The organism is Ornithinimicrobium sediminis (assembly GCF_021272345.1).
In the GTDB taxonomy this organism is placed as follows: domain Bacteria; phylum Actinomycetota; class Actinomycetes; order Actinomycetales; family Dermatophilaceae; genus Ornithinicoccus; species Ornithinicoccus sediminis_B.
This window is the reverse complement of sequence record NZ_JAJSDQ010000012.1, coordinates 1-21,036: the sequence shown is the minus strand read 5'-3', so window position 1 is coordinate 21,036 and position 21,036 is coordinate 1. Positions and strand designations below refer to the sequence as shown.

Sequence of the window (21,036 nt, the reverse complement as noted above, 5' to 3'; positions counted from 1 at the left end):
ACCTGGCAGGCTAACCCGGTGGACACCGCGATGCTGCCGGCGCCGTCGGACGCCGGACGACACTCGTCACCGGGCCGGCACCGCCCCGCGACCCTTCCACTGCTCGCCGGGCTGGGCCGGCTCACCGCCCGGCGTCCCTGGTGGTTCATCGTCTTCTGGGTCGTCGTCACCGTCGTCAGCTTCCTCGTCAGCCTGGGCCTCGTCGGCACCCAGGGGCTCTTCGACCGGCTCTCGAACGGCGAGGTCATCGCGCCCGGCGAGTCCAGCATCGGTCGTGACCTCGTCACCACGTCGGACGACGAAGGAGCCGTGCTCATGCTCCGCGCGGACGGGGTGGAGGACCTGCTCGACCCCGGGCTGACGGACGCGGTCACCGGCCTGGTCGAGGAGCTGGCCGACGACCCTGCGGTGGCCGAGGCGAGCTCCCCGATGACCACGCCCGGATGGCCGCAGGAGCCGGCGGCCTACGCCCTGGTCGCCGACCAGGACCCGGAGGCGGGCTCCTTCGTCGTGGTCGCCACCCTGGAGGCCGAGGCCACCTCCGAGCAGGAGACGGAGACGGCCGCCCTGCTGGACTCGCTCGGCGCGGAGGCGCTCGCGCCGTTCGCCGACGCGCTGACCGTGGGCGGTGGCCCGCTGCTGTTCGAGGACATCGTCCATCAGATCGAACGCGACCTGATCACCGGCGAGGCGGTCGCGATCCCCATCTCCCTGCTCGTCATGGTCGTCGTCTTCGGCGGCTTCGTCGCCGCCGGGATGCCCATCGCGGGAGCGATCGCCTCCATCGGCGGTGCCCTGGCCATCCTCTTCGGGTTCTCGTTCGTCATCGACCTCGACGCCACGGTCGTCAACATCGTCACGGTGATGGGGCTGGCGCTGTGCATCGACTACGGACTACTGCTGGTGAGCCGGTTCCGGGAGGAGGTGCGTCTGCAGGCCCCGGACACCGCGCACCGAGACCTCACGGACGAGCAGGTGGAGTGGGCCGTGGTCGGTGCCGTGGCCAGCGCCGGGCGCACGGTCCTCTTCTCCGCTCTCATCGTCGGCATCTCGCTGTCGGGCCTGGTCGTGTTCGACGCGCCCATCATGCGTGCGATCGGGGCCGCAGGCGTCTCGGTCGTCATGGTGGCCCTGCTGGTGGCACTGACCCTCGTGCCGGCGCTGTGCGCCGTGGGAGCGCGCCGTCTCGGCAAGCGCCGCGGGGCGGAGGTCGCACCCGACGACGGGTGGTTCAGCCGGCTCGCCCGCGTCGTGCAGCGACGCCCGGCCGTGACCACGGCCGTCGCGGTGACACTCCTTCTCGGCGCGGCCACCCCGGCGCTGGAGATGCGGCTGACCAGCTCCGGCGCCGAGCTGCTGCCTCCTGGCGCGGAGCAGCGGGTCTTCTTCGAGACCCTCGACGAGGACTTCCCGGCGCTCGCCTTCCCGGCTGTCACGGTGGTCGCCCAGGCGCCCCCCGACGAGGTGCAGGCCTGGGCGGAGGATGAGGTCGCGGGCCTTCCCGGCGTCGAGCTCGTCGCGCCGCCCGAGGTCGTCGGGCCACCACCGCCGGGGGTGAGCGACGAGGCCCGGCCCGGGCAGGACCTCGTCACCGTGGTCGTCCGCACCGAGGGAGGACCCCAGGACGACGCGGCCCGTGAGGTGACCCGCATCCTGCGCGACCTGCAGACTCCCTTCCCCACCTGGGTGACCGGGCAGGCATCCGGACTGGCCGACTTCACCGACGCCGTGCGTGCCGGCGCCCCCTGGGCCGCGCTGTGGATCATCGGGGCGACCTTCGTCCTGCTCTTCCTGCTCACCGGGTCCGTCGTGATCCCGGTCAAGGCCCTGCTGCTCAACATCGTCTCCCTCGGCGCGAGCCTGGGCATCCTCGTCTGGGTCTTCCAACAAGGGCACCTGGAGTCACTGCTGCGCTTCGAGTCCGTCGGGGCGATCGAGTCGGTCATCCCCCTGCTCGTGCTGGCCTTCGGCTTCGGTCTGTCCATGGACTACGAGGTCTTCCTGCTCTCGCGGATCATCGAGCTGCACGAGCAGGGTGTGGACGACGACACGGCCGTGCGCCTGGGGCTGCAGCGCTCCGGGCGCATCATCACCTCCGCCGCCCTGATCATGGTCATCGTCTTCGCCGGGTTCGCAGCCGGGCAGATGCTCGTCATCAAGCAGACCGGCTTCGCCCTGGCGGTCGCCGTGGCCATCGACGCGACCATCGTGCGCATGGTGGTCGTGCCGGCAACGATGACGATGCTGGGGCGGTGGAACTGGTGGGCGCCGTCGTGGCTCACGCCGGTGCACAGACGCTTCGGCATCACCGAGCACGCCCCGCCCGTTCCGCGATGACCGGTGCGTTACGTCCGGTCCCCAGCCACGCCGAGCTGCTCGACCTCACCGGAGAGGACCCCTATGTCCGGCTCGGCATCCCCGACCCTCTCCCGACGACAGCCCTGCTGGGCACCCGCGCCGTCGCCGTCGAGCGCCACGGGTGGCGGCACGGCTTCGTCGTCCTGCCCCTGTCCGGTGGCGGCGTCCACGACGTCGCGAACCTGCTCGTGGCGCTGCGCGACGAGGGCCACCTGTGCGAGCGGGGAGTCCGGTCGCTGACCGTCCCGCAACCGTATGCAGCACTGCTGCCACGGCTGTTCGAGCTCGGTCCGGGAGGGGACTGGGAGTGGATGTGGACGACCGAGCCACCCCAGCCTGTGCCCGGCGAGGAGCGCCTCGTTCCACTGGACGACGACCTGCATGCCCGTGAGCTGGAGGGGCTCTCGCGGGCGCACAGCCCTCGTGGCGAGGGCGACCCGGGCAGCGGGACGACACTGCACTGGCTCGGGGTCCGTGACGCGCGCGGAGCGCTCGTCGCCGCCGGCGGGCTGCAGCGGCTCGCGTCCGGCGCCCCGCACCTGGCGGGGATCGTCGTGGCGACGCCCTTGCGCGGTGCCGGGCTGGGAGCGGCGGTCTCCGCCGGGCTCACGCGCCTGGCCCTGACGGACAGCGGTGTCTCCACGCTGGGGATGTACTCCGACAACGCTTCGGCCCGACGCCTCTACCGCCGCCTGGGCTACCGGACCGCCTACGCCTGGAGCAGCCGGCGCCTGCCGGCCGCCAGCCCAGACATCACTCGTCCTCACCGGCGGTGAGACGCACCGCGTCGCGGACCACGTCCCGCAGCCGACCCGACTGCGCGTGCACCCGGCGCTGACGCCGCGCGCTGCTGCCGTGGGTGAGCACCGCGTCGACCCGGTCGGCGACACTGTCCGCCCCGTCGTCCTCGTCCAGGGCGTCCTGCACGTGGTCGAGCAGCGCGTGCACGACCTCGTCGGCCGGCACGGCCCTGCAGGTCTGCGGCAGGAGGAGCTCGTCGTCCAGACCGAAGCGGGCGGCCTGCCACGCCGCAGCCCGCACCAGCGCGGTGGGCACCTCCGACGGCGGCCGGCCCTCGGCCCACGCTCGAGCCTCGGTCTCGACGAGGGCTCGCACGAGGCCTGCCAGCATCACCGCGTCCCGGACGTCCGTGCACACATCGGCCACCCGGACCTCGACCGTGGGCAGGTGGTGTGACAGCCGCGCGTCGAAGTAGACCATGGCCACGTCGACCAGCGCGCCGCTGCCGACGAGGTCGTCCACGACGCGGTGGTAGGCCCGCGCGGAGCCGAACAGGTCGGTCGGTCCGGTGGCGGGCCACCGGGACATCGCCTGGGTGCGGTAGCTGGCGTACCTGCTGTCCCGCCCCTGCCAGAAGGGGGAGCTCGCGCTGAGCGCCACCAGCACGGGCAGCCAGGTCCGGATCCGGTCCAGCACGCCGACGCCCTCCTCCTCGGACTCGACGCTGACGTGCACGTGGCACGCACACGTCAGGTGCTCCTCGGCGGTCAGCCCGTAGCGCCTCAGGATCCGCTCGTAGCGCGGGCTCGGCACCGTGACGGGCCGGACCGGCTGGGGGGACGTGCCCAGCGCGGCGATGGCCGCGCCCACGTCCGCCGCCGCCGCGTTGACCCGTCCCCTCGCCTCTCCCAGGTCGGACCGCAGGTCCACCAGGCTGCTCCGGGTGCACGTGTGGATCTCCACCTGCTGCCGCTGGAACTCGCCCTCCACCTCGTCGCCCTCCTCCTGGGGCGGCGCGGAGGGCGGGTGCCCCGGCGCCGGGTGCGTATGGGCGTAGCGGAGCACCGCCTCGGAGACCGGCAGCGGGTGACCGGACTCCGGGTCGACGAGGAGGTACTCCTCCTCCACCCCGACGGTCCTCATGGGGCCAGTCTGCGCCACGTCGGGAGCCGGTGCCCACCGACGGGCGACCACCTGCCTCCCCCAGGCAACCCCGGGGGCCATGATGGGGGCATGCACGGAGTCCTGCTGGACCTCGACGGGGTCGTCTACGTCGGGCACGAGCCGGTGCCCGGCGCCGGGAGCGCCGTCGACTGGCTCGACCGCGAGGGTGTGCCCTACCTGTTCCTCACCAACACCAGCTCCCGCCCACGCCAGGCCGTGGTCGACCGGCTCGCCTCGATGGGCGTCGTCGTGCCGCCCGAGCGCATCCTGACACCTGCGGTTGCGGCACTGTCCTGGTTGCAGACCCGTGGCGTCGGACGTCCGGCCCTGTTCGTGCCCGAGGCGACGGCCGGCGATCTCGCCGCGACCGACCCGCTACCGCCGGGAGCCGAGAGCGGAGCGGGCGCGGTCGTCGTGGGCGACCTCGGCCAGGGCTGGGACTTCCCGACGCTCAACCGCGCGTTCCGGCTGCTCATGGACGACGCACGACCGCCTCTGGTGGCGCTGGGGATGACGCGCTACTGGCGGGCCGAGGACGGCCTGCGGCTGGATGCCGGCGCGTTCGTCCGCGCCCTCGAGTTCGCGACCGGCCGCCGGGCGGTCGTGCTGGGCAAGCCCGCTGAGGCGTTCTACCGCGCAGCGGTGGACGAGCTGGGCCTGACCGGCGGCGACGTCGCGATGGTGGGCGACGACATCCGCTCGGACGTGGCCGGGGCGCAGGCCGCGGGCCTCACCGGGGTGCTCGTACGCACCGGCAAGTTCACGCCCACGGACCTCACCGGCGACGTCTCTCCCGACGCCGTCCTGGGCTCCCTCGCCGACCTGCCCGCGTGGTGGCGCGAGGCCACCGCCGGCTAGGCGGAGGCGACCTCGTCCTCGTCCTCGGGCTCCGCGTCCACGCCCGCCTCGGCGCGCTGCTCGGGGGTGATCGGGGCCGGCGCCGCGGTGAGCGGGTCGAAGCCGCCGCCGGACTTCGGGAAGGCGATGACCTCCCGGATCGAGTCCGTGCCGGCCAGGAGCGCCACGATGCGGTCCCACCCGAAGGCGATGCCGCCGTGCGGCGGGGCGCCGAACTTGAACGCCTCGAGCAGGAAGCCGAACTTCTCCTCGGCCTCGTCCCGGCTCAGGCCCATGATCGCGAAGACCCGCTCCTGGACCTCACGCCGGTGGATACGGATGGACCCGCCGCCGATCTCGTTGCCGTTGCACACCAGGTCGTAGGCGTAGGCGAGAGCCGACCCGGGGTCGTCCTCCAGGGTGCCGAGGAACTCCGCCTTGGGTGAGGTGAACGCATGGTGCACCGCGGTCCAGGCTCCGCCACCCACGGCCACCTCACCGGCGGCGACCGCCTCCGATGCCGGCTCGAACAGGGGCGCGTCGACGACCCAGAGCAGCGACCAGGCCGACTCGTCCACGAGCTCGCAGCGACGGCCGACCTCCAGGCGGGCGGCACCCAGGAGGGCCCGGGCGGACTTCACGGGTCCTGCGGCGAAGAAGACGGCGTCGCCCGGCCGTGCCCCCACGTGGGCGGCGAGGCCCTCGCGCTCGGCGTCGGAGAGGTTCTTGGCGACCGGCCCGCCGAGCGTCCCGTCCTCCGCCACCGTGACGTAGGCCAGGCCGCGCGCGCCGCGCTGCTTGGCCCACTCCTGCCAGGCGTCGAACTGGCGACGCGGCTGGCTGCCACCGCCGGGCATGACGACCGCCCCGACATACGGTGCCTGGAAGACCCGGAAGGGCGTGCCGGCGAAGTAGTCGGTGCACTCGACCAGCTCGATGCCGAAACGCAGGTCGGGCTTGTCGGTGCCGAACCGCCGCATCGCCTCGGCGTAGGTCAGGCGCGGGAACGGTGTCGGCAGGTCGACCCCGATGACACCCCAGACAGCCCGGGCGACCTGTTCGCCGAGCTCGATCACGTCGTCCTGCTCGACGAAGCTCATCTCGATGTCGAGCTGCGTGAACTCGGGCTGGCGGTCGGCACGGAAGTCCTCGTCGCGGTAGCACCGTGCGATCTGGTAGTACCGCTCCAGGCCGGCGACCATGAGCAGCTGCTTGAACAGCTGGGGGCTCTGCGGCAGGGCGTACCAGCTGCCGGGCTGCAGCCGCGCGGGCACCAGGAAGTCGCGGGCACCCTCGGGCGTGGACCGCGTCAACGTCGGGGTCTCCACCTCGACGAAGTCCTGTCCGTTGAGCAGGTCGCGGGCCGCCGCGTTGACCTTGCTGCGCAGGCGCAGGTTGGCGCCGACGGAGCCGGCCCCGGGCCGGCGCAGGTCGAGATAACGGTGGCGCAGGCGGGCCTCCTCACCGACGGAGACCCGCTCGTCGATCTGGAAGGGCAGCGGCGCCGCCTCGCTCAGGACCTCCAGGTCCGAGACGAGGACCTCGATGTCCCCGGTGGGCAGGTCGGGGTTGGCGTTGCCCTCGGGGCGCGCCCGGACGACCCCGGCCGCCCTGATGCAGTACTCGTTGCGCAGCTCGTGCGCCCCGCCCTCGGCGAGGACCTCGTCGCGGGCGACCACCTGCACGACGCCCGAGGCGTCACGCAGGTCCAGGAAGGCGACACCGCCGTGGTCCCGTCGCCGGGCGACCCACCCGGTGAGCGTGACGGACTGGTCGGCATGCTCGGCGCGCAGGACGCCGGCCTGGTGGGTGCGGAGCACAGTGGTATTCCTCGTGAGGTCGGGGTAGGCAACCAGGACAGTCTAGGCGTCGTCGCGGGGGCCCCGTCCCGGGTGGGCGGGCCAGGGCGCGTCGGCACCGCGCAGCCCACGCCAGCCGTGCTCGCCGAGCTGCCGGGCCGCCAGCACACCGACGACGGACGTGGCGTTGCGCACGCGGCCGGCCAGGACGGCCTCGACCGCCCCGTCGAGCGGCACCCACCGGGCGGGCATGCCGGCCTCCTCGGCCGCACGGTCGTGCCGGTCCGCCACCGGCACGTCCGCCAGGTCGCGTGCGAGGAAGATCCGCAGCGCCTCCGACATGCCGCCCGGGGAGGACACGTAGTCGACCAGCACGTCCCAGCGCCGCGCGACGAGGTCGGCCTCCTCGGCCAGCTCGCGCGCCGCCGCCTCCTGCGGCGGTTCGCCCTCGACGTCGAGCAGCCCGGCGGGCAGCTCCCACTCGAGCGCACGCACGGGGTGACGGTACTGCTGCACCATCAGGACCTCGTCCAGACCGCGGTCCTGCCGCAGCGCCAGCACGGCCACGGCCCCGGTGTGCTCGACGTAGTCACGCTCGACCGCGCCGGCCTCGCCCAGGTCCACCGTGTCGCGGCGCACGTCCCAGACCCGGCCCCGGTAGACCAGCCTCGTCTCCCGGACGGGGCGTGGCTCGATGCGGTCCTGCAGCTCGTCGCCGCGTAGGCGGGGTGCCTCCAGGCTCATGGCTCAGTGCACCGGCGTGCGCTCGACCTCGACCAGCCGCTGGCTGCGCTGCAGCTCCACGGCAGCAGCGACGAGCCCGGCGAACATCGGGTGAGCGTGGTCGGGACGGCTCTTGAACTCCGGATGGGCCTGGGTCGAGACGTAGTACGGGTGGACCTCGGCCGGCAGCTCCACGAACTCCACGAGCATGCCGTCCGGCGAGGTGCCGCTGACCACCAGCCCGGCCTCGGTGAGCCGTTCACGGTAGGCGTTGTTGACCTCGTAGCGGTGCCGGTGACGCTCGGTGACCTCGGTGGTGCCGTAGGCCCGGGCGAGCACCGAGCCGGACGTCAGGTGCGCAGGGTAGGAGCCCAGGCGCATCGTGCCGCCCAGGTCGCCCGCTCCCTCCACGAAGGCCTTCTGCTCCTCCATGGTCGCGATGACCGGCGCCGGGGTGTCGGGCTCGAACTCGGTGGAGCTCGCCCCCTCGATGCCGGCGACGTTGCGGGCGTACTCGATCACCATGGCCTGCAGCCCCAGGCAGATACCCAGCGTGGGGATGCCGCGCTCGCGTGCCCACCGCAGGGCACCGATCTTGCCCTCGATGCCGCGCACGCCGAAGCCACCCGGCACCAGGACGGCGTCCACACCTCCCAGCGCCCTGGTCGCCCCTGCCTCGGTCTGGCACTCGTCGGAGGCGACCCACCGGATGGACACCCCGGCGTCATGGGCGATGCCACCTGCACGCAGCGCCTCGGTCACGGACAGGTAGGCGTCGGGGAGGTCGACGTACTTGCCGACCAGGGCGATCTCCACCTGGTGCTCGGGGTGGTGCACCCGCTCCAGCAGGGAGTCCCAGACGGTCCAGTCGACGTCGCGGAAGGGCAGGCCGAGGTGACGGACGACATACGCGTCCAGCCCCTCGCTGTGCAGGACCTTCGGGATGTCGTAGATGCTGCGCGCGTCGATCGCGTTCGCGACCGCGGCCTCGTCGACGTCGCACATCATCGAGATCTTGCGCTTGATCGAGACGGGGATGTCGCGGTCGGCCCGGCAGACGATCGCGTCCGGGGTGATCCCGACCTGGCGCAGCATGGCCACCGAGTGCTGTGTGGGCTTGGTCTTGAGCTCGCCGCTGGGCGCGAGGTAGGGCACCAGGGACACGTGCAGGAAGAAGCTGTTGGCCCGGCCGACGTCGTGCCGCACCTGGCGTGCCGCCTCGAGGAAGGGCAGCGACTCGATGTCGCCGACGGTGCCACCGATCTCGGTGATGATGACGTCCGGTGGGTCCTCACCGAGTGCGTCCGCCCTCATCCGGGCCTTGATCTCGTTGGTGATGTGCGGGATGACCTGGACGGTGTCCCCGAGGAACTCCCCGCGGCGCTCCTTGGCGATGACGTCGTTGTAGACCTGCCCCGTCGTGACGTTGGCGCGCCCCCGCAGGTTGACGTCGAGGAAGCGCTCGTAGTGCCCGATGTCCAGGTCGCACTCGGCGCCGTCCTCGGTGACGAACACCTCGCCGTGCTGGAACGGGTTCATCGTGCCGGGGTCGACGTTGATGTAGGGGTCGAGCTTCTGCATGGTGACCCTGAGGCCGCGGGAGCGGAGCAGGAACCCGAGGCTGGAAGCCGTCAGCCCCTTGCCGAGGGAGGAGGCTACGCCTCCGGTCACGAAGATGTGTTTCGTCGTCTGCACCACGGGCTACCAGCCTACGTCACACCGGGCGCTGCGGGTGGACGGCACGCGCATAGGCGGCCAGCGCCGCATCCACCGCCTCCTCGACCGTCGGCAGCTCGGCGGCCCGTGCGACCGAGGACTCGGCGAGGGCGGCTCGCAGGCCGGGGTCTGCCAGGACGAGCCCGACCTGCTCGGCCAGCGCCTGCGCGACGACCAGGGGCTCGGTCTCGGACACCAGCAGGCCGGCGTCGCCCAGCACCGTCGCGGTCCCGCCGACGTCGGTCGCCACGACGGGGGCACCCGCCGCCAGCGCCTCCTGCAGCCAGACGGGCTGTCCCTCCCAGCGCGCCGCCGAGACGACGACGTCCGCGGCGGACAGCAGGTCGGGGACGTCCTCGCGTGCACCGAGCAGGTGCACGGGCAGGGCCTCGCGGTCGATCCGGCGCTGCAGCGCGGCGCGCTGCGGCCCTTCTCCTGCCACCACGAGCACCGCCCGCGGCTGGTCGCCACGCAGCGTGCCCAGGGCGTCCAGCAGATGGTCGAAGCCCTTCTGCGGCGCCAGCCGGCCCACCGTCACCAGGAGCCGCTCGCCCTCGTCCAGGCCCAGGCCTGCCCGCACCTCACCGACCGTCCGCTGCGGGGCACGCGGGGTGGCCGGCACCACCGCGAGCGCCGCCTGCCCCGCACCCAGCCGACGGGCACGCTCCAGAAGGTCCGGTGACACCGCCAGGAGCACGTCGGCGCCCCGGACGACCACCCGCTCCAGCGCACGGTGGACGGCAGCGGCGACCGGCCCGTCGGGGGCGGCGTTGTGGTGCGTGACGACCAGCGGCGGGACCGACAGACCCGTGGCGCGCGAGCGGCGGCGGCGAGCGGCGAGCGACAGAGCACCCGCCCGGAGCCCGTGCGCGTGCACTACGTCGGCCGTGGCCATCGCCTCCCCGATGCGGGTGACCGCACGGTGGTCGCGGTGCGGCGCCGGGCGCGGCCCCACCTCCACCTCCACCACGGCCGCACCGGCGTCGTCCAGGGCGAACCCGGTGGCGACGACGGCGGGACAGGCCACCGTGACGGTGTGCCCCCGGCCGACGAGCCCACGGGTCAGCTGTGCGACGTGCCGGCCCACCCCTCCGGCGACGAGACCGGTGACCATCAGCACGTGCGACATCGGGTCAGTCTCCCCCACCACGGCGGGTGAGCGCACCCACCACCGAGGCGTAGGTCGGTGCGTCCACCGCGCGCAGCGCCGCGAGCACGGCGAGCAGGAGCACGACGCCGGTGGCACCGGCCATGACCAGGGCACCACCCCACCCCGTCTGGACCGGCACCGACCCGCTGAGCGAGAGCGCCTCGCGCGCCAGCACGACCGCGACCCCGGCCAGTGTCACGGCAGCGGCGGTGCGACCGGCACCACGCAGCGCCGGCACCTCCCAGGCCGCCCGCACCTGGCCGAGCAGCAGCACGGCGCTCAGCGTCATCCCCAGGCTGGACGCAGCGCCCAGCACGACGAGGGCCACGGCGACGTCCGCCCGTCCCGGCAGCACCAGCAGGACCAGTGGCCCGACGGCGGCCACGGCCCAGCCAGCCGCCACGCAGGCGGCGGCTCGGGTGGGTGGCCCCACCGCATACAGCGCCCGGGTGAGGAGGGCGGCCAGCCCGAAGCCGACCAGGCCCGGCGCGAACGCGGCCACCGCCACGGGGAGCGCGTCGAGGGCGGCACGGCCCGGACCGGCCGAGCCGGCGTCGATCGACAGGAACACGGCTCCGATGTCACGGCGGACCGCGACCAGTCCCAGGGCTCCGAGCAGCGCGGCGGCGAGCACCGCCCGTGCCGTGCGCAGCAGCACCTCACCGGCCTCGTCGGGGGCGGTGAGCCGTGGGAAGGCGACGGTGGCGAGCGGCACCACCAGGACGGCATACGGCAGCAGGTAGATCGTCTGGACGTAGGTGTAGACGTTGATCGTGCCGACCCCCACGCGGTTGCTGGCCAGGACCGTGCCGAGCACGGTGACCTGCTGGGCGACGACGGCCAGCACTCCCGCCAGCGCCAGCACGCGCGCCCGGGACGCGGTGCCGGACGGGAACCGCCAGGTGGGGCGCAGCCGCACCCCGGCCCGGACACTCGGCAGCAGCAGCGGGACGCTGAGCGCCACGACGCCCAGCGTCGTGCCTCCGGCCAGCAGGAGGACCCCGCTGCGCGGCACGTCCTGCACGGGGACGGTGGCGTCGTAGAGGGTGGCGAAGAGCAGGTAGGTCGCGATGACGACCAGGCTGGACAGCAGCGGGGCCAGCGCTGCCGCGAGGAAGCGCCGGTGTGCCTGCAGCACGCCGGTGAGGACGACGCCCAGGCCGTACAGCGCGATCTGGGGAGCGAAGACGACGAGCATCAGAGCGCCCGCCTCCCGTGCAGGCTGCTGGTCGCAGCCGTCGGCCGAGCCGAGCAGCAGCCCGGCCAGCGGGTCCGCCGCGACCGCCACCAGCAGGCTGAGCGGCACGAGCAGCGTCATCGCCCAGGTGAGCAGTGCCGAGGCGGTGCGGTCGGCGTCAGCCTCCCGGCCGACGTTGAGCATCGCCGCTACCAGGGGCACCGCGACGGCGGCGAGCGCGCCCCCGACGGCGATCTCGTACAGCACGTTGGGCACCTGGTTGGCACTGGCGTAGACCTGGCCGAGACAGGTCGTGCCCACGCTGTGCGAGAACACCGCCCAGCGACCGAGGCCGACCACCCTCGACAGCAGGGTCGTGACCGCCACCAGGCCCGCGGCAGCGGCCATGCCGCCGACGACGAGCCGGGGGCTGGGGGGGCTCATCGCGGCGGTCGTCCCCAGGCGTCCAGCTCACGCAGCCCAGGAGTCGACTCGATGACCCGGGTGAAGCTGACCCGCTCCGAGGCTAGCGTCAGGGCCGTCAGAGCCGCCAGCAGGGCACGGCGGTGTCCGGCGGTGCCTCTGCGCGCGGCGGCCAGCCCGACGAGGCCACCCAGGGGGTTGGCGCCGGTGTCACCCAGCATCGACCTGCCGCGCAGGTCGTCCCGCAGCAGCACGGTCGCCGCCCCGACCGCGGCGGCGGCCGGGGACCCGGTGTCGTGCAGCGCCAGCGGTATGCCGCTCAGCAGGCCCACCTTGAGGGCACGGCCGGGCCTGAGGTCGAGCAGGTTGGCCAGGTTGGCCGAGCCGGCCACGATCGCGGCCTGCACGAGGGTGTCGTGGACCGGCCGGTCGCGGGCGCCGGGAGCTGCCCCCGCCAGCCCGGTGGCCAGCAGCCCCACGATCTTCAGCGCGCCCACGGTGACCTCGCCACGGGCCAGTGCTCCCAGGTGCCCCGCGAGACCCTTGCGGACCGCGTCGGGCCGCAGGTCGTCGACCGCGCCGGTCAGTCCCGCTCCCAGGGACACCACGGCGGAGGCCGGGTCGACGACGGCCAGCGGCACCGTCGTGCCGGCCACCAGCGCCACCCCCTCCAGGAGGGTCACCTCGGCCCCCGCGTGGTTGGACCGGGTCCAGCGAGCCCGTCCGCCCGGCGCCGGGCCGTGGCGCAGCAGCAGGTCAGCGGCCAACGTCGCCGCGCCGCTGCCCAGGAGCACGGCGGTGGGTCGTCTCACGGGGCGCTCTGGGCGTCGTCGTCGGGGTCGTCGTCGCCGCTGTCCCCGTCCTCCGTGCCGGGTCCGGGCACGCTCGGGGCGGCGCCCGGCCCGGTCGGTCCCGGTTCGGAGGGGTCCGCCGTGGCCTCCCTCGCCGGCGGGGCCGCGGGGACCGGGCCCTCGGCGGAGGCCGCGAGCCCGTAGTGACCGGTCTCGCCGGCCAGCTCCCAGGCCAGCGCCCACGCCGTCGCGAGGCGTCCCGTGGCGCTCTCGACGTTGTCCACCGTGGAGACTTCGCCGTCCAGGTCTCCGTCGTCCCGCACCGCAGCGACCAGGAGGTCCTCGGCATCGGTGACCGGGTCCTGCCAGGACTCCGTCCCGGCACCCACGACGAGCACGGGAGCGGGGCTCTCCTGGAGCGCACGCACGATGCCCAGCCTTCCCTCGAGCGTCGTCTGGGTCTGGGCCACCAGGTCGGGCTCGTCCTCCGGCGGCCGCTCCAGACCACCGGCGACGACGACCACGACGTCAGGAGGGGTCGGGTCCAGCGCACCGGGCAGCTGCGGCTCGCCGGCTTCGTCGGTGCGCAGCAGGGAGATGAGGTCGGCCTGCTCCAGCAGCGAGGCGGCGGAGCCGGCGACGACCATGTCACCGGCCGGCGTGGTGCCCGTCACGACGGCGGCGAGCACCGCGGCCGGGTCGTCCTCCACACCGAGGAGCGTCGCGGCCTCCGTGACGGCCTCCTGCCGGGTCTCGCGGTCACCCGTCGTCTCCCAGGCCGACCGCACCTCGGTGCGCGTGACGAGCTGGGCACCGGCACCGGCCAGGGTGACCGTCAGCTCGTCGGCCAGCTCGCCGTCGGCGTCCGGCATCTCCAGCACGGCGACGCGGATGTCGGGCAGCAGGTCGGCGACCGCTGCGGGGGTCATGCTCGTGACAGCCTCGTCCTTGTCGGCGGCCCGCCGCTCGTGCAGCTCGACCTGGGAGCGCAGCGCGTTGCGCTCGGTGCCCAGCTCGGCGACCTGCCCCTCCAGGGTGTCGGAGAGCTGGCCGCGCAACGGCCCGGCACCCAGGGTGATGCCCACCGCGAGCGCGATGAACACCGCGACGAGCGAGACCAGGTGGTAGCGGAAGTCGATCACGGTCTCAGAACACCCCTCCCAGCCAGGCGAGCAGGTCGTCCCAGCGCACCGCCACCACGCCCATGATGGCGCGCCCGCCGGGGGTCGCCGCGAGGGCGGCCAGCAGGGCCACCAGACCGGCGACCACCAGCCAGGTGAGCGAGCCTGCGGAGATGCGTGACCGGTAGAGCAGGCTCACGCCCTTGGCGTCGACCAGCTTGCTGCCCACCCGCAGCCGGGTGAGGAAGGTGCTCGCCATGCCCTTGCGGCCCTTGTCGAGGAACTCGACCAGCGTGGCGTGGGTGCCGACGGCCACGATGAGCGAGGCTCCCAGCCCGTCGGCCAGCAGCATCGCGACGTCCTCGCTCGTCCCCGTGGCCGGCAGCACGACGGGGTCGGCCACCCCCAGGTCGTGCACGCGCTGGAGCCCCGGCGCGCGCCCGTCCCGGTAGGCATGGACCACCACCTCGGCACCACTGGTCAGGGCTGCGTCGCTGACGGAGTCCATGTCCCCCACGATCAGGTCGGGCCGCAGCCCCATCTCGATGAGCGCGTCCGCACCACCGTCCACGCCGACCAGGACCGGGTGGGCCTCTCGGATGAAGGGCCGCAGAGTCTGCAGGTCCTCCTTGTAGTGGTAGCCACGGACGACGACGAGCACGTAGCGCTCATCCATCCGCGTGCGCAGCGAGGGCAGGTCGATGCCGTCGAGGAGCAGCTCCTGCTCGGCCTGGACGTAGGCCATCGTGTTGCGGGCGAAGGCCTCGATCTGCGCGGAGACCTGCCCCCGGGCGACCTCCATCGCCTCGTGCACCGCGTCGGGGTCCAGCCGGGTGCCCTCCACCACCACCGCGCCGTCGACGAGCACCTGCCCCTCACGCACCTCCGCACGCGTGCCCTCGTGCAGCAGGGTCATGGCATCGGGACCGGCGTGGTCGATGAGGGGCACACCCGCCTCGACGAGGATCTGCGGGCCGAGGTTGGGGTAGGCACCGCTGCTGGAGGCCGCCGCGTTGACCACGGCCGTGGGCCGGCAGGCCACCAGGGCGTTGGCGCTCACCTGGTCGAGGTCCTCGTGGTCGATGACCGCGATGTCGCCCGGGCCCAGGCGCTTGGTGAGGTTCTTGGTGCGCGCGTCGACCCGGAGGGTCCCGCTGGCCGGGGTCCCCTCCGAGGCAGGTGGATGCGCCGACCGGCCGAACAAGGTCATGGTGGCCCCATCGTGCCACGCCGTCGTGCCCCCGGTCGCGATCCTCGCCGCGTGCTGCGGGTCACCCGGAGGCCGAGGCCGCAGTGGCGCGGGCCCGGGCCGGCGCGTGCTCGTGCAGCAGGGCTCGCGCGTGCTCCAGCGCCGCGGCGGAGTCGCTCACGCCACCCAGCATCCGGGCGATCTCGCTGACGCGCTCGTCACCGCTCACCTGCCGCACGCCGCTGGAGGTGACCTGTCCGTCGGACGACTTGTGCACCACCAGGTGCCGGTCGGCGTAGGCCGCCACCTGGCCCAGGTGGGTGACGACGAGCACCTGCGCGGTCTCCGCCAGGCGGGCCAGCCGGGCGCCGAGGTCGAGCGCGGCGCTGCCGCCGACCCCCGCGTCGACCTCGTCGAAGACGTACGTCGGCACCTGCGTCTGCGCACAGACCAGCTCGAGGGCGAGCATGACGCGCGACAGCTCACCGCCGGAGGCCGCCCTGGTGACAGTGCGGGCAGGTGCCCCGGGGTTGGCCGCGAGCCGGATCTCGACGTCCTCCAGGCCGTGCGGGCGGGGCCGCACGGCCGCCCCGGCGACCTCGACCTCGTCGTCCGCGGCACCACCGGGGCCGCCGGTGCGCGGCAGCACGACGACCTCGACCTGGGCCGAGCCCATGGCCAGGTGCCCCAGCTCGGCGGTGACCAGTGTGCCGAGACGGGCCGCAGCGTCGATGCGGAGCCGGCGGAGCGCCATACCGCGCTGAGCCACGTCGCTCCTGCGGGCCTGGACCTCCTCGGTCACCTGGGCGACGCGGTCGTGGGAGGTGTCCAGCTCCGCCAGCCGCTGTGCCGAGTCGGCCGCCCAGCGAAGCACCTCCCCTGTGCTCGCGCCGTAGCTGCGCAGGAGCGAGGTCAGCGTCGCTCGGCGCTGCTGCACCTGGGCCAGGCGAGCCGGGTCGACGTCGATGCCGGCCGTGTAGGAGGCGAGGTCCCCCGCCAGGTCCGAGGCCAGGTAGCCCAGCTCGTCGGCACGCGTGCGCAGCGCCTGCAGCTCCGGGTCGTGCTCGCTCACCCGGGCCAGGGTGTGGCCGACCGCGCCGAGCAGGTCGACGACGGGCGGGCCGGGCTGCTCCGCGGCGTCGTCGTCACCGCTCAGGACGGCGTGGGCACCGGCCGCAGCAGCACGGAGGCCGTCGGCGTGGGCAAGCCGCTCCTCCTCGGCTCGCAGCGCGTCCTCCTCCCCCTCCTGGGGGTCGACGGCCTCGATCTCCTCGAGGGCGACCCGCAGCATCTGCGCCTCTCGGGCGCGCTCCGCCCCCGTGGTCGTCAGCTCGTGCAGCAGCGTCCTGGCTCGCGTCCACGCCGCATACGCCTCCCCGTAGGCGGCCAGGGACGCCGCGAGCTCGGGCCCTCCGAACGCGTCCAGCAGACGGCGGTGCTGCTCCGGGTCGCGCAGGCGCCACTGGTCGGCCTGTCCGTGGACGGCGACGAGGTGCTCGCCCACCTCACCCAGGACTCCGACCGGTGCCGCCCGCCCGCCGACGTGGGCACGGGAGCGTCCTTCGGCACTCAGGCTGCGCACCAGGATGAGCCCGTCCGCGACGTCTCCTCCCGCGGCGGCCGCCCGTGCCGCTGCAGGGTGGTCGGATGCGACGTCGACCTCCCCCTCGACCACCGCCTGGGCTGCGCCCGTCCGCACGAGGCCGGAGTCGGCCCGGGCGCCGAGCAGGAGGCCGAGCCCGCTCACTACCATGGTCTTGCCGGCACCGGTCTCGCCCGTGATGACGTTCAGGCCGGGCGCCAGCTGCAGTTCGGCGTCGTCGATGACGCCGAGTCCCTGGAGTCGCAGGCTGCGCAGCACGACGACAGCCTAGGAGCCGGCGGCGTCGGGCGAGCCGCGCCACCCGGTGACGTTCAGCTCGAACTTCGCGACCAGGCGGTCGGTGAACGGGGAGGTGTGGAGTCGGGCCAGCCGCACGGGCAGCGTGCTGCGGCGCACCTCGATCCGGGCGCCCGGTGGGAGGTCGACGGTCCTGCGTCCGTCGCACCACATCACGCCGGTGACGGAGGCGTGCGGCACCACCTCGACCGCCAGCCGGGTGTCCGGACCGAGCACCAGCGGGCGGGCGAACAGGGCGTGGGCCGAGATCGGCACGACGAGCAGAGCAGCGACATCGGGCCAGACCACCGGCCCCCCGCCGGAGAACGCATAGGCCGTGGACCCGGTCGGAGTCGCCATCACCACACCGTCACACCCCCAGGTGGACAGCGGACGTCCGTCGATCTCCACGGTCAGCTCGACCATCCGCTCGCGCGCCGACTTCTCGACCGAGGCCTCGTTCAGAGCCCAGCTGTGACAGACCACCTCACCGTCGTGGATGACGTCGACCTCCAGCGTCATCCGCTCCTCCACCGCATAGTCGCGGGCGACGATGCGTTCCACCATCCAGGAGATCTGCTCGCGCTCGGCCTCGGCGAGGAAGCCGACCCTGCCCAGGTTGACCCCGAGCAGCGGCACCCCGGCGGGCCGGGCGATCTCTGCTCCGCGCAGGATCGTCCCGTCCCCCCCGAAGACCACGACGAGCTCGGTGCCCTCGGCGAGCGAGAGGTCGGCCTCCGCTGCGTCGTGCCCCAGCGTCAGCGGCACGACGCTGCTTCCGGTGGCCGCGGCAGGAAGCACGTCCACGGCGATGTCCTCCGCCGCGAGCCGTTCGGCGAGCTCCTGGACGAGGGCCGGCACCTCCGAACGCCGAGGGTGCGTGACGAGCAGGATCCTGCGGCTCACGGGTGCTCCTTCGCGGTGACGTCGTTGCCGAGCGCCAGGGCGGCCTCGACGTCCATCATGCCCTCGCGGCCGGGTCGGGCCCACAGGAGGTACTCCATGTTGCCCTCGCCACCCCGGATCGGGGAGGGTGTCAGCCCCTGCACGGCCAGGCCGCTGCCATAGGCCGCCCGCAGCACCGCCCGCACGGCGTCGCGTCTGGCCTCGGCCGAGCGGACCACCCCGCCGCGTCCCACCCGTCCGGGACCGACCTCGAACTGCGGCTTGACCAGGAGCACGAGGTCGGCCTCCGGAGCCACCAGCGCTGCCAGCAGCGGCAGCACCCGCGTGAGCGGGATGAAGGAGAGGTCGGCGACGAGCACGTCCACCGCCCCGCCGATCGCCTCGGGGGTGGTGTCGGCGATGTGGGTGCCCGGCAGGTCGCGCACACGGTGGTCCCGCACCAGCTCGGCCGCCAGCTGTCCGTGGCCCACGTCGAGCGCTGTGACGTGAGCCGCCCCCTCCTGCAGGAGCACCTGCGTGAAGCCTCCCGTGGAGGCCCCGACGTCGAGACACCTCCTGCCTGCCACCTGCAGCCCCTCGGCCCGCCACCGCTGGAGAGCGTGCTCCAGCTTGTGGGCCCCCCGGCCCACGCGGCGCGGACCGGGGCGGCGGGCGTGCACCACCGCTGCAGGCGTGACGGCATGCGACGGCCTGGTCACGACGACGCCGTCGACCGTGACAAGACCTGCCCTGATGAGCTCGGTGGCCTCGCCCCGGGCCCGGGCCACGCCGAGGTCGACCAGCCGACGGTCCAGGCGGGTTGTGGCCTCGGGCACGCTCACGACGAGGAGGACAGCCGAGCCTGGAGCCGCGCGAGGGCCTGGCCGACGGCCTCCACCTGGGCGTGCTCCTCCCCCTGCACCGCGGCGTCGAAGTCGGCCAGGATGCGGTCGACCTCGGCGTCACCGGTGGTCGGGACCGGGCCGGACGCAGGCATGTCGCTCATGGCGTCACGCTAGCGCCACAGATGGGCCAGGTCCGGGAGCGTCGCGGCGACGTGCTGGGGCCGGCGCTCCTCGGGGCGCGCGTCGGCCTCCTCCTGCGTGCTCACCCCGGTGAGGACCAACGCCGCCGGCACCCCTGCCTCCAGGGCTCCGTCGATGTCGGTGTCCAGGCGGTCGCCGACCGCAAGCACCCTGTCGGCCGGCAGGCCGAGCCGCTGCAAGGCGATGCGGTATGCCGGGGGGTGCGGCTTGCCCACGACGACCGGGGTCGCCCCGGTGCCGTGTGCGACGGCAGCGACGAGTGCCCCGTTGCCCGGCACCGGTCCGCGGGGGGTCGGCAGGGTGGCATCGGTGTTGGTGGCCACCCAGTGCGCCCCGGCGTTGACGGCGTGCGCCGCCTCGTGCAGGTCCCGCACCATCATCTGGGGTCCGTAGCCCTGCAGCAGCGCCCACACGGGACGGTCCGTCCCTTCCGCCTCCCGCGCCTCGGCGGCCGTCACCGCACTGAAGCCCTCGTCCCGGAGCGCGTCGAGCACGCCGGGGCCACCGACCGCCAGCACGAGCGGGTCCGCGTCCTCGAGCCCCTCCTCCCGGCGCAGCTGCGCCAGGTGGGCAGCACCCACCTGTGAGGAGGTCAGCACCTCCTCGCCGGCGGCCTGCACCCCGACCGAGCCGAGGTGCTCCGCGACCTGGGCGGGGGTGCGCGAGGCGTTGTTGGTCATGAAGAGCAGAGCGACACCGGCAGCGCGCGCGTCCTGCAGACCCTCGGCCGCACCGGGGCAGCGCTCCCCACCCGTGTAGACGACACCGTCGAGGTCGACGATGAGCGCCTCGCACCTGCCGGTCATCTCGGCCCCTCCTCGCGACCGTCGGCTGTCGTCGTGGGCTCGCCCGTCTCCACCGGCTCCGTGGTCTCCTCGGGCTCCCCGGTCTCGTGAGGCTCGCCGCTCTCGTCGGGCTCGCCGCTCGCGTCACCCAGGTCGATGAGCTCCTCGACCCCGACACCCAGACGCTCGGCGGCGTCCGTCTGCGCCTCGACGTCCGCCGCTGCCGCCCGGGCCAGCCACTGCTGCGCCTGGTCGTCGCGACCGTCCGCCTCGAGGGCGTCCGCGAGGGCGTAGTAGACCCGCGCGGCATAGGCCGCCTGCGGGTCCATCGTGCGCACGATGTCGCGCAGCGTCTGGACCGCCGCCGCGGCCTGCCCCAGGTCACGCCGGGCGCCGGAGACCACGACCGCGAGCTCCATCCGCTCCGCCACGGCCAGCCGCTGCGCCTCGGGCGACCCTCCGATCTCGATGGCGCGCTCGGGTCGGCCGAGCCCTCGCTCGGTGTCCGCGATCAGCGGCAGCAGGTGGTCGGACCCCGAGAGCCTCCTGGCGGTGCGGAACTCGGCGAGGGCCTTGGCCCACTCGGCCCGCCGGTAGTGCACCAGGCCGAGGGTCTCCCGCACGACCGGCACGCGCCCCGCACGGCGGGAGGCGTTCTGCGCGTGCGCCAGAGCCAGGTCGTAGTCCTCGGCCACCAGCGCCTCGGCCGTGGCCGCCAGGTGCCGCGCCACGCCTTCCGCGTTCTCCTTCGACAGCGTGCGCAGCTCGCGGTGCACCGAGCGGTCGACCTGGTCGGCGGTGATGTGCTCCGGCAGCTCGGGCTCCACCACACGGGGCCGGCGCTCCTGCGGGGGTCGTCCCTCGTCCCGGACGTCCCCCCTTCCGGGCCTGTTGCCGCGCTCCTCACGTCCCTGGCCGGTGCGCCCTACGCCGCGTCCGGCCCCCGCGCCGCGTCCGCCGTCGTGCCCGTGGCGCCTCGGCGCCCCACGCCCCCCGTCGCGGGGTCCGCCTCGAGGCGGCGGACGCCGTCGTCCGTCGTCCTCGCGGCGTCCGTGTTCTGCCGGCGTGTCCACACATACTCCTCTAGGCCTGACGTCGGGCGGTCCATGGTCTCACGGGTCGAGGCCCGGTCGGGCGGGTGTGCAGTCGTGGAATGCCAGCAGCCCCGGTCACCCTTGTGGGGTGTCCGGGGCTGCTGGGTTAATGGTGGTCCGGCGGTGTCCTACTCTCCCACACCGTCTCCAGTGCAGTA

18 protein-coding genes are annotated in these 21,036 nt (G+C 73.9%); 3 read left to right on the top strand and 15 right to left on the bottom strand.

Going from position 1 to position 21,036, the window contains the following annotated elements; translation table 11 throughout:
• Positions 1 to 18 precede the first annotated feature (18 nt).
• A complete protein-coding gene (locus LVO85_RS16070) occupies positions 19 to 2,337 on the top strand; it encodes an MMPL family transporter (protein WP_232748627.1) in 2,319 nt (772 codons plus the stop codon).
• Positions 2,334 to 3,134, top strand: a complete 801-nt coding sequence (locus tag LVO85_RS16065) for a GNAT family N-acetyltransferase (RefSeq protein ID WP_232748626.1) — start codon at positions 2,334 to 2,336, stop codon at positions 3,132 to 3,134. Before LVO85_RS16070 ends, LVO85_RS16065 begins: the two co-directional genes overlap by 4 nt.
• Here the strand turns inward: LVO85_RS16065 and LVO85_RS16060 are convergent.
• Complete coding sequence (locus LVO85_RS16060) at positions 3,112 to 4,242, bottom strand: carboxylate-amine ligase (protein WP_232748625.1); 1,131 nt, start codon at positions 4,240 to 4,242, stop codon at positions 3,112 to 3,114. The genes LVO85_RS16065 and LVO85_RS16060 overlap by 23 nt on opposite strands.
• A gap of 90 nt (positions 4,243 to 4,332) precedes the next feature.
• On the opposite strand from LVO85_RS16060, the gene LVO85_RS16055 reads away from it, so the two are divergent.
• A complete protein-coding gene (locus tag LVO85_RS16055; RefSeq protein WP_232748624.1) occupies positions 4,333 to 5,121 on the top strand; it encodes a TIGR01458 family HAD-type hydrolase in 789 nt (262 codons plus the stop codon).
• On the opposite strand, the gene aspS is transcribed toward LVO85_RS16055, so the two are convergent.
• From aspS to LVO85_RS15985, 14 genes are all read right to left on the bottom strand, one after another.
• Positions 5,118 to 6,920: an aspartate--tRNA ligase gene (gene aspS / locus LVO85_RS16050; RefSeq protein ID WP_232748623.1), complete on the bottom strand. Its 1,803-nt coding sequence runs from the start codon at positions 6,918 to 6,920 to the stop codon at positions 5,118 to 5,120. The two genes, LVO85_RS16055 and aspS, sit on opposite strands and share 4 nt — an antisense overlap.
• A gap of 42 nt (positions 6,921 to 6,962) precedes the next feature.
• Positions 6,963 to 7,643, bottom strand: coding sequence for an NUDIX domain-containing protein (locus LVO85_RS16045; protein ID WP_232748622.1), 681 nt, complete (start codon positions 7,641 to 7,643; stop codon positions 6,963 to 6,965).
• Between the two features lie 3 nt (positions 7,644 to 7,646).
• On the bottom strand, positions 7,647 to 9,320 hold the full coding sequence (locus tag LVO85_RS16040) for a CTP synthase (protein ID WP_232748621.1): 1,674 nt from the start codon (positions 9,318 to 9,320) through the stop codon (positions 7,647 to 7,649).
• Positions 9,321 to 9,336: 16 nt separating this feature from the next.
• Positions 9,337 to 10,467 carry a glycosyltransferase family 4 protein gene (locus tag LVO85_RS16035; RefSeq protein WP_232748620.1) on the bottom strand — a complete coding sequence of 377 codons (1,131 nt, stop codon included), beginning with the start codon at positions 10,465 to 10,467 and terminating at the stop codon, positions 9,337 to 9,339.
• Positions 10,468 to 10,471: 4 nt separating this feature from the next.
• Positions 10,472 to 12,109, bottom strand: coding sequence for a murein biosynthesis integral membrane protein MurJ (gene murJ, locus LVO85_RS16030; RefSeq protein WP_232748619.1), 1,638 nt, complete (start codon positions 12,107 to 12,109; stop codon positions 10,472 to 10,474).
• Positions 12,106 to 12,900: a hypothetical protein gene (locus LVO85_RS16025; RefSeq protein WP_232748618.1), complete on the bottom strand. Its 795-nt coding sequence runs from the start codon at positions 12,898 to 12,900 to the stop codon at positions 12,106 to 12,108. Before LVO85_RS16025 ends, murJ begins: the two co-directional genes overlap by 4 nt.
• A complete protein-coding gene (locus LVO85_RS16020) occupies positions 12,897 to 14,021 on the bottom strand; it encodes a copper transporter (RefSeq protein ID WP_232748617.1) in 1,125 nt (374 codons plus the stop codon). Before LVO85_RS16020 ends, LVO85_RS16025 begins: the two co-directional genes overlap by 4 nt.
• Positions 14,022 to 14,025: 4 nt before the next feature.
• The gene (gene steA / locus LVO85_RS16015) at positions 14,026 to 15,210 is read right to left on the bottom strand and encodes a putative cytokinetic ring protein SteA (protein WP_232748616.1); all 1,185 of its coding nucleotides are present in this window, start codon (positions 15,208 to 15,210) and stop codon (positions 14,026 to 14,028) included.
• 61 nt (positions 15,211 to 15,271) lie between these two features.
• A complete protein-coding gene (gene recN, locus LVO85_RS16010) occupies positions 15,272 to 17,050 on the bottom strand; it encodes a DNA repair protein RecN (RefSeq protein ID WP_232748615.1) in 1,779 nt (592 codons plus the stop codon).
• A gap of 9 nt (positions 17,051 to 17,059) precedes the next feature.
• Positions 17,060 to 17,974, bottom strand: coding sequence for an NAD kinase (locus LVO85_RS16005; RefSeq protein ID WP_232748614.1), 915 nt, complete (start codon positions 17,972 to 17,974; stop codon positions 17,060 to 17,062).
• Positions 17,971 to 18,795 carry a TlyA family RNA methyltransferase gene (locus LVO85_RS16000; RefSeq protein WP_332875459.1) on the bottom strand — a complete coding sequence of 275 codons (825 nt, stop codon included), beginning with the start codon at positions 18,793 to 18,795 and terminating at the stop codon, positions 17,971 to 17,973. The genes LVO85_RS16005 and LVO85_RS16000 overlap by 4 nt, the downstream gene beginning before the upstream one ends.
• Positions 18,792 to 18,959 carry a hypothetical protein gene (locus LVO85_RS15995; RefSeq protein ID WP_232748613.1) on the bottom strand — a complete coding sequence of 56 codons (168 nt, stop codon included), beginning with the start codon at positions 18,957 to 18,959 and terminating at the stop codon, positions 18,792 to 18,794. Before LVO85_RS15995 ends, LVO85_RS16000 begins: the two co-directional genes overlap by 4 nt.
• 9 nt (positions 18,960 to 18,968) lie before the next feature.
• Positions 18,969 to 19,805, bottom strand: coding sequence for an HAD-IIA family hydrolase (locus LVO85_RS15990; protein WP_232748612.1), 837 nt, complete (start codon positions 19,803 to 19,805; stop codon positions 18,969 to 18,971).
• Positions 19,802 to 20,614, bottom strand: a complete 813-nt coding sequence (locus tag LVO85_RS15985; RefSeq protein ID WP_232748611.1) for a tetratricopeptide repeat protein — start codon at positions 20,612 to 20,614, stop codon at positions 19,802 to 19,804. Before LVO85_RS15985 ends, LVO85_RS15990 begins: the two co-directional genes overlap by 4 nt.
• Between the last annotated feature and the right edge of the window lie 422 nt (positions 20,615 to 21,036).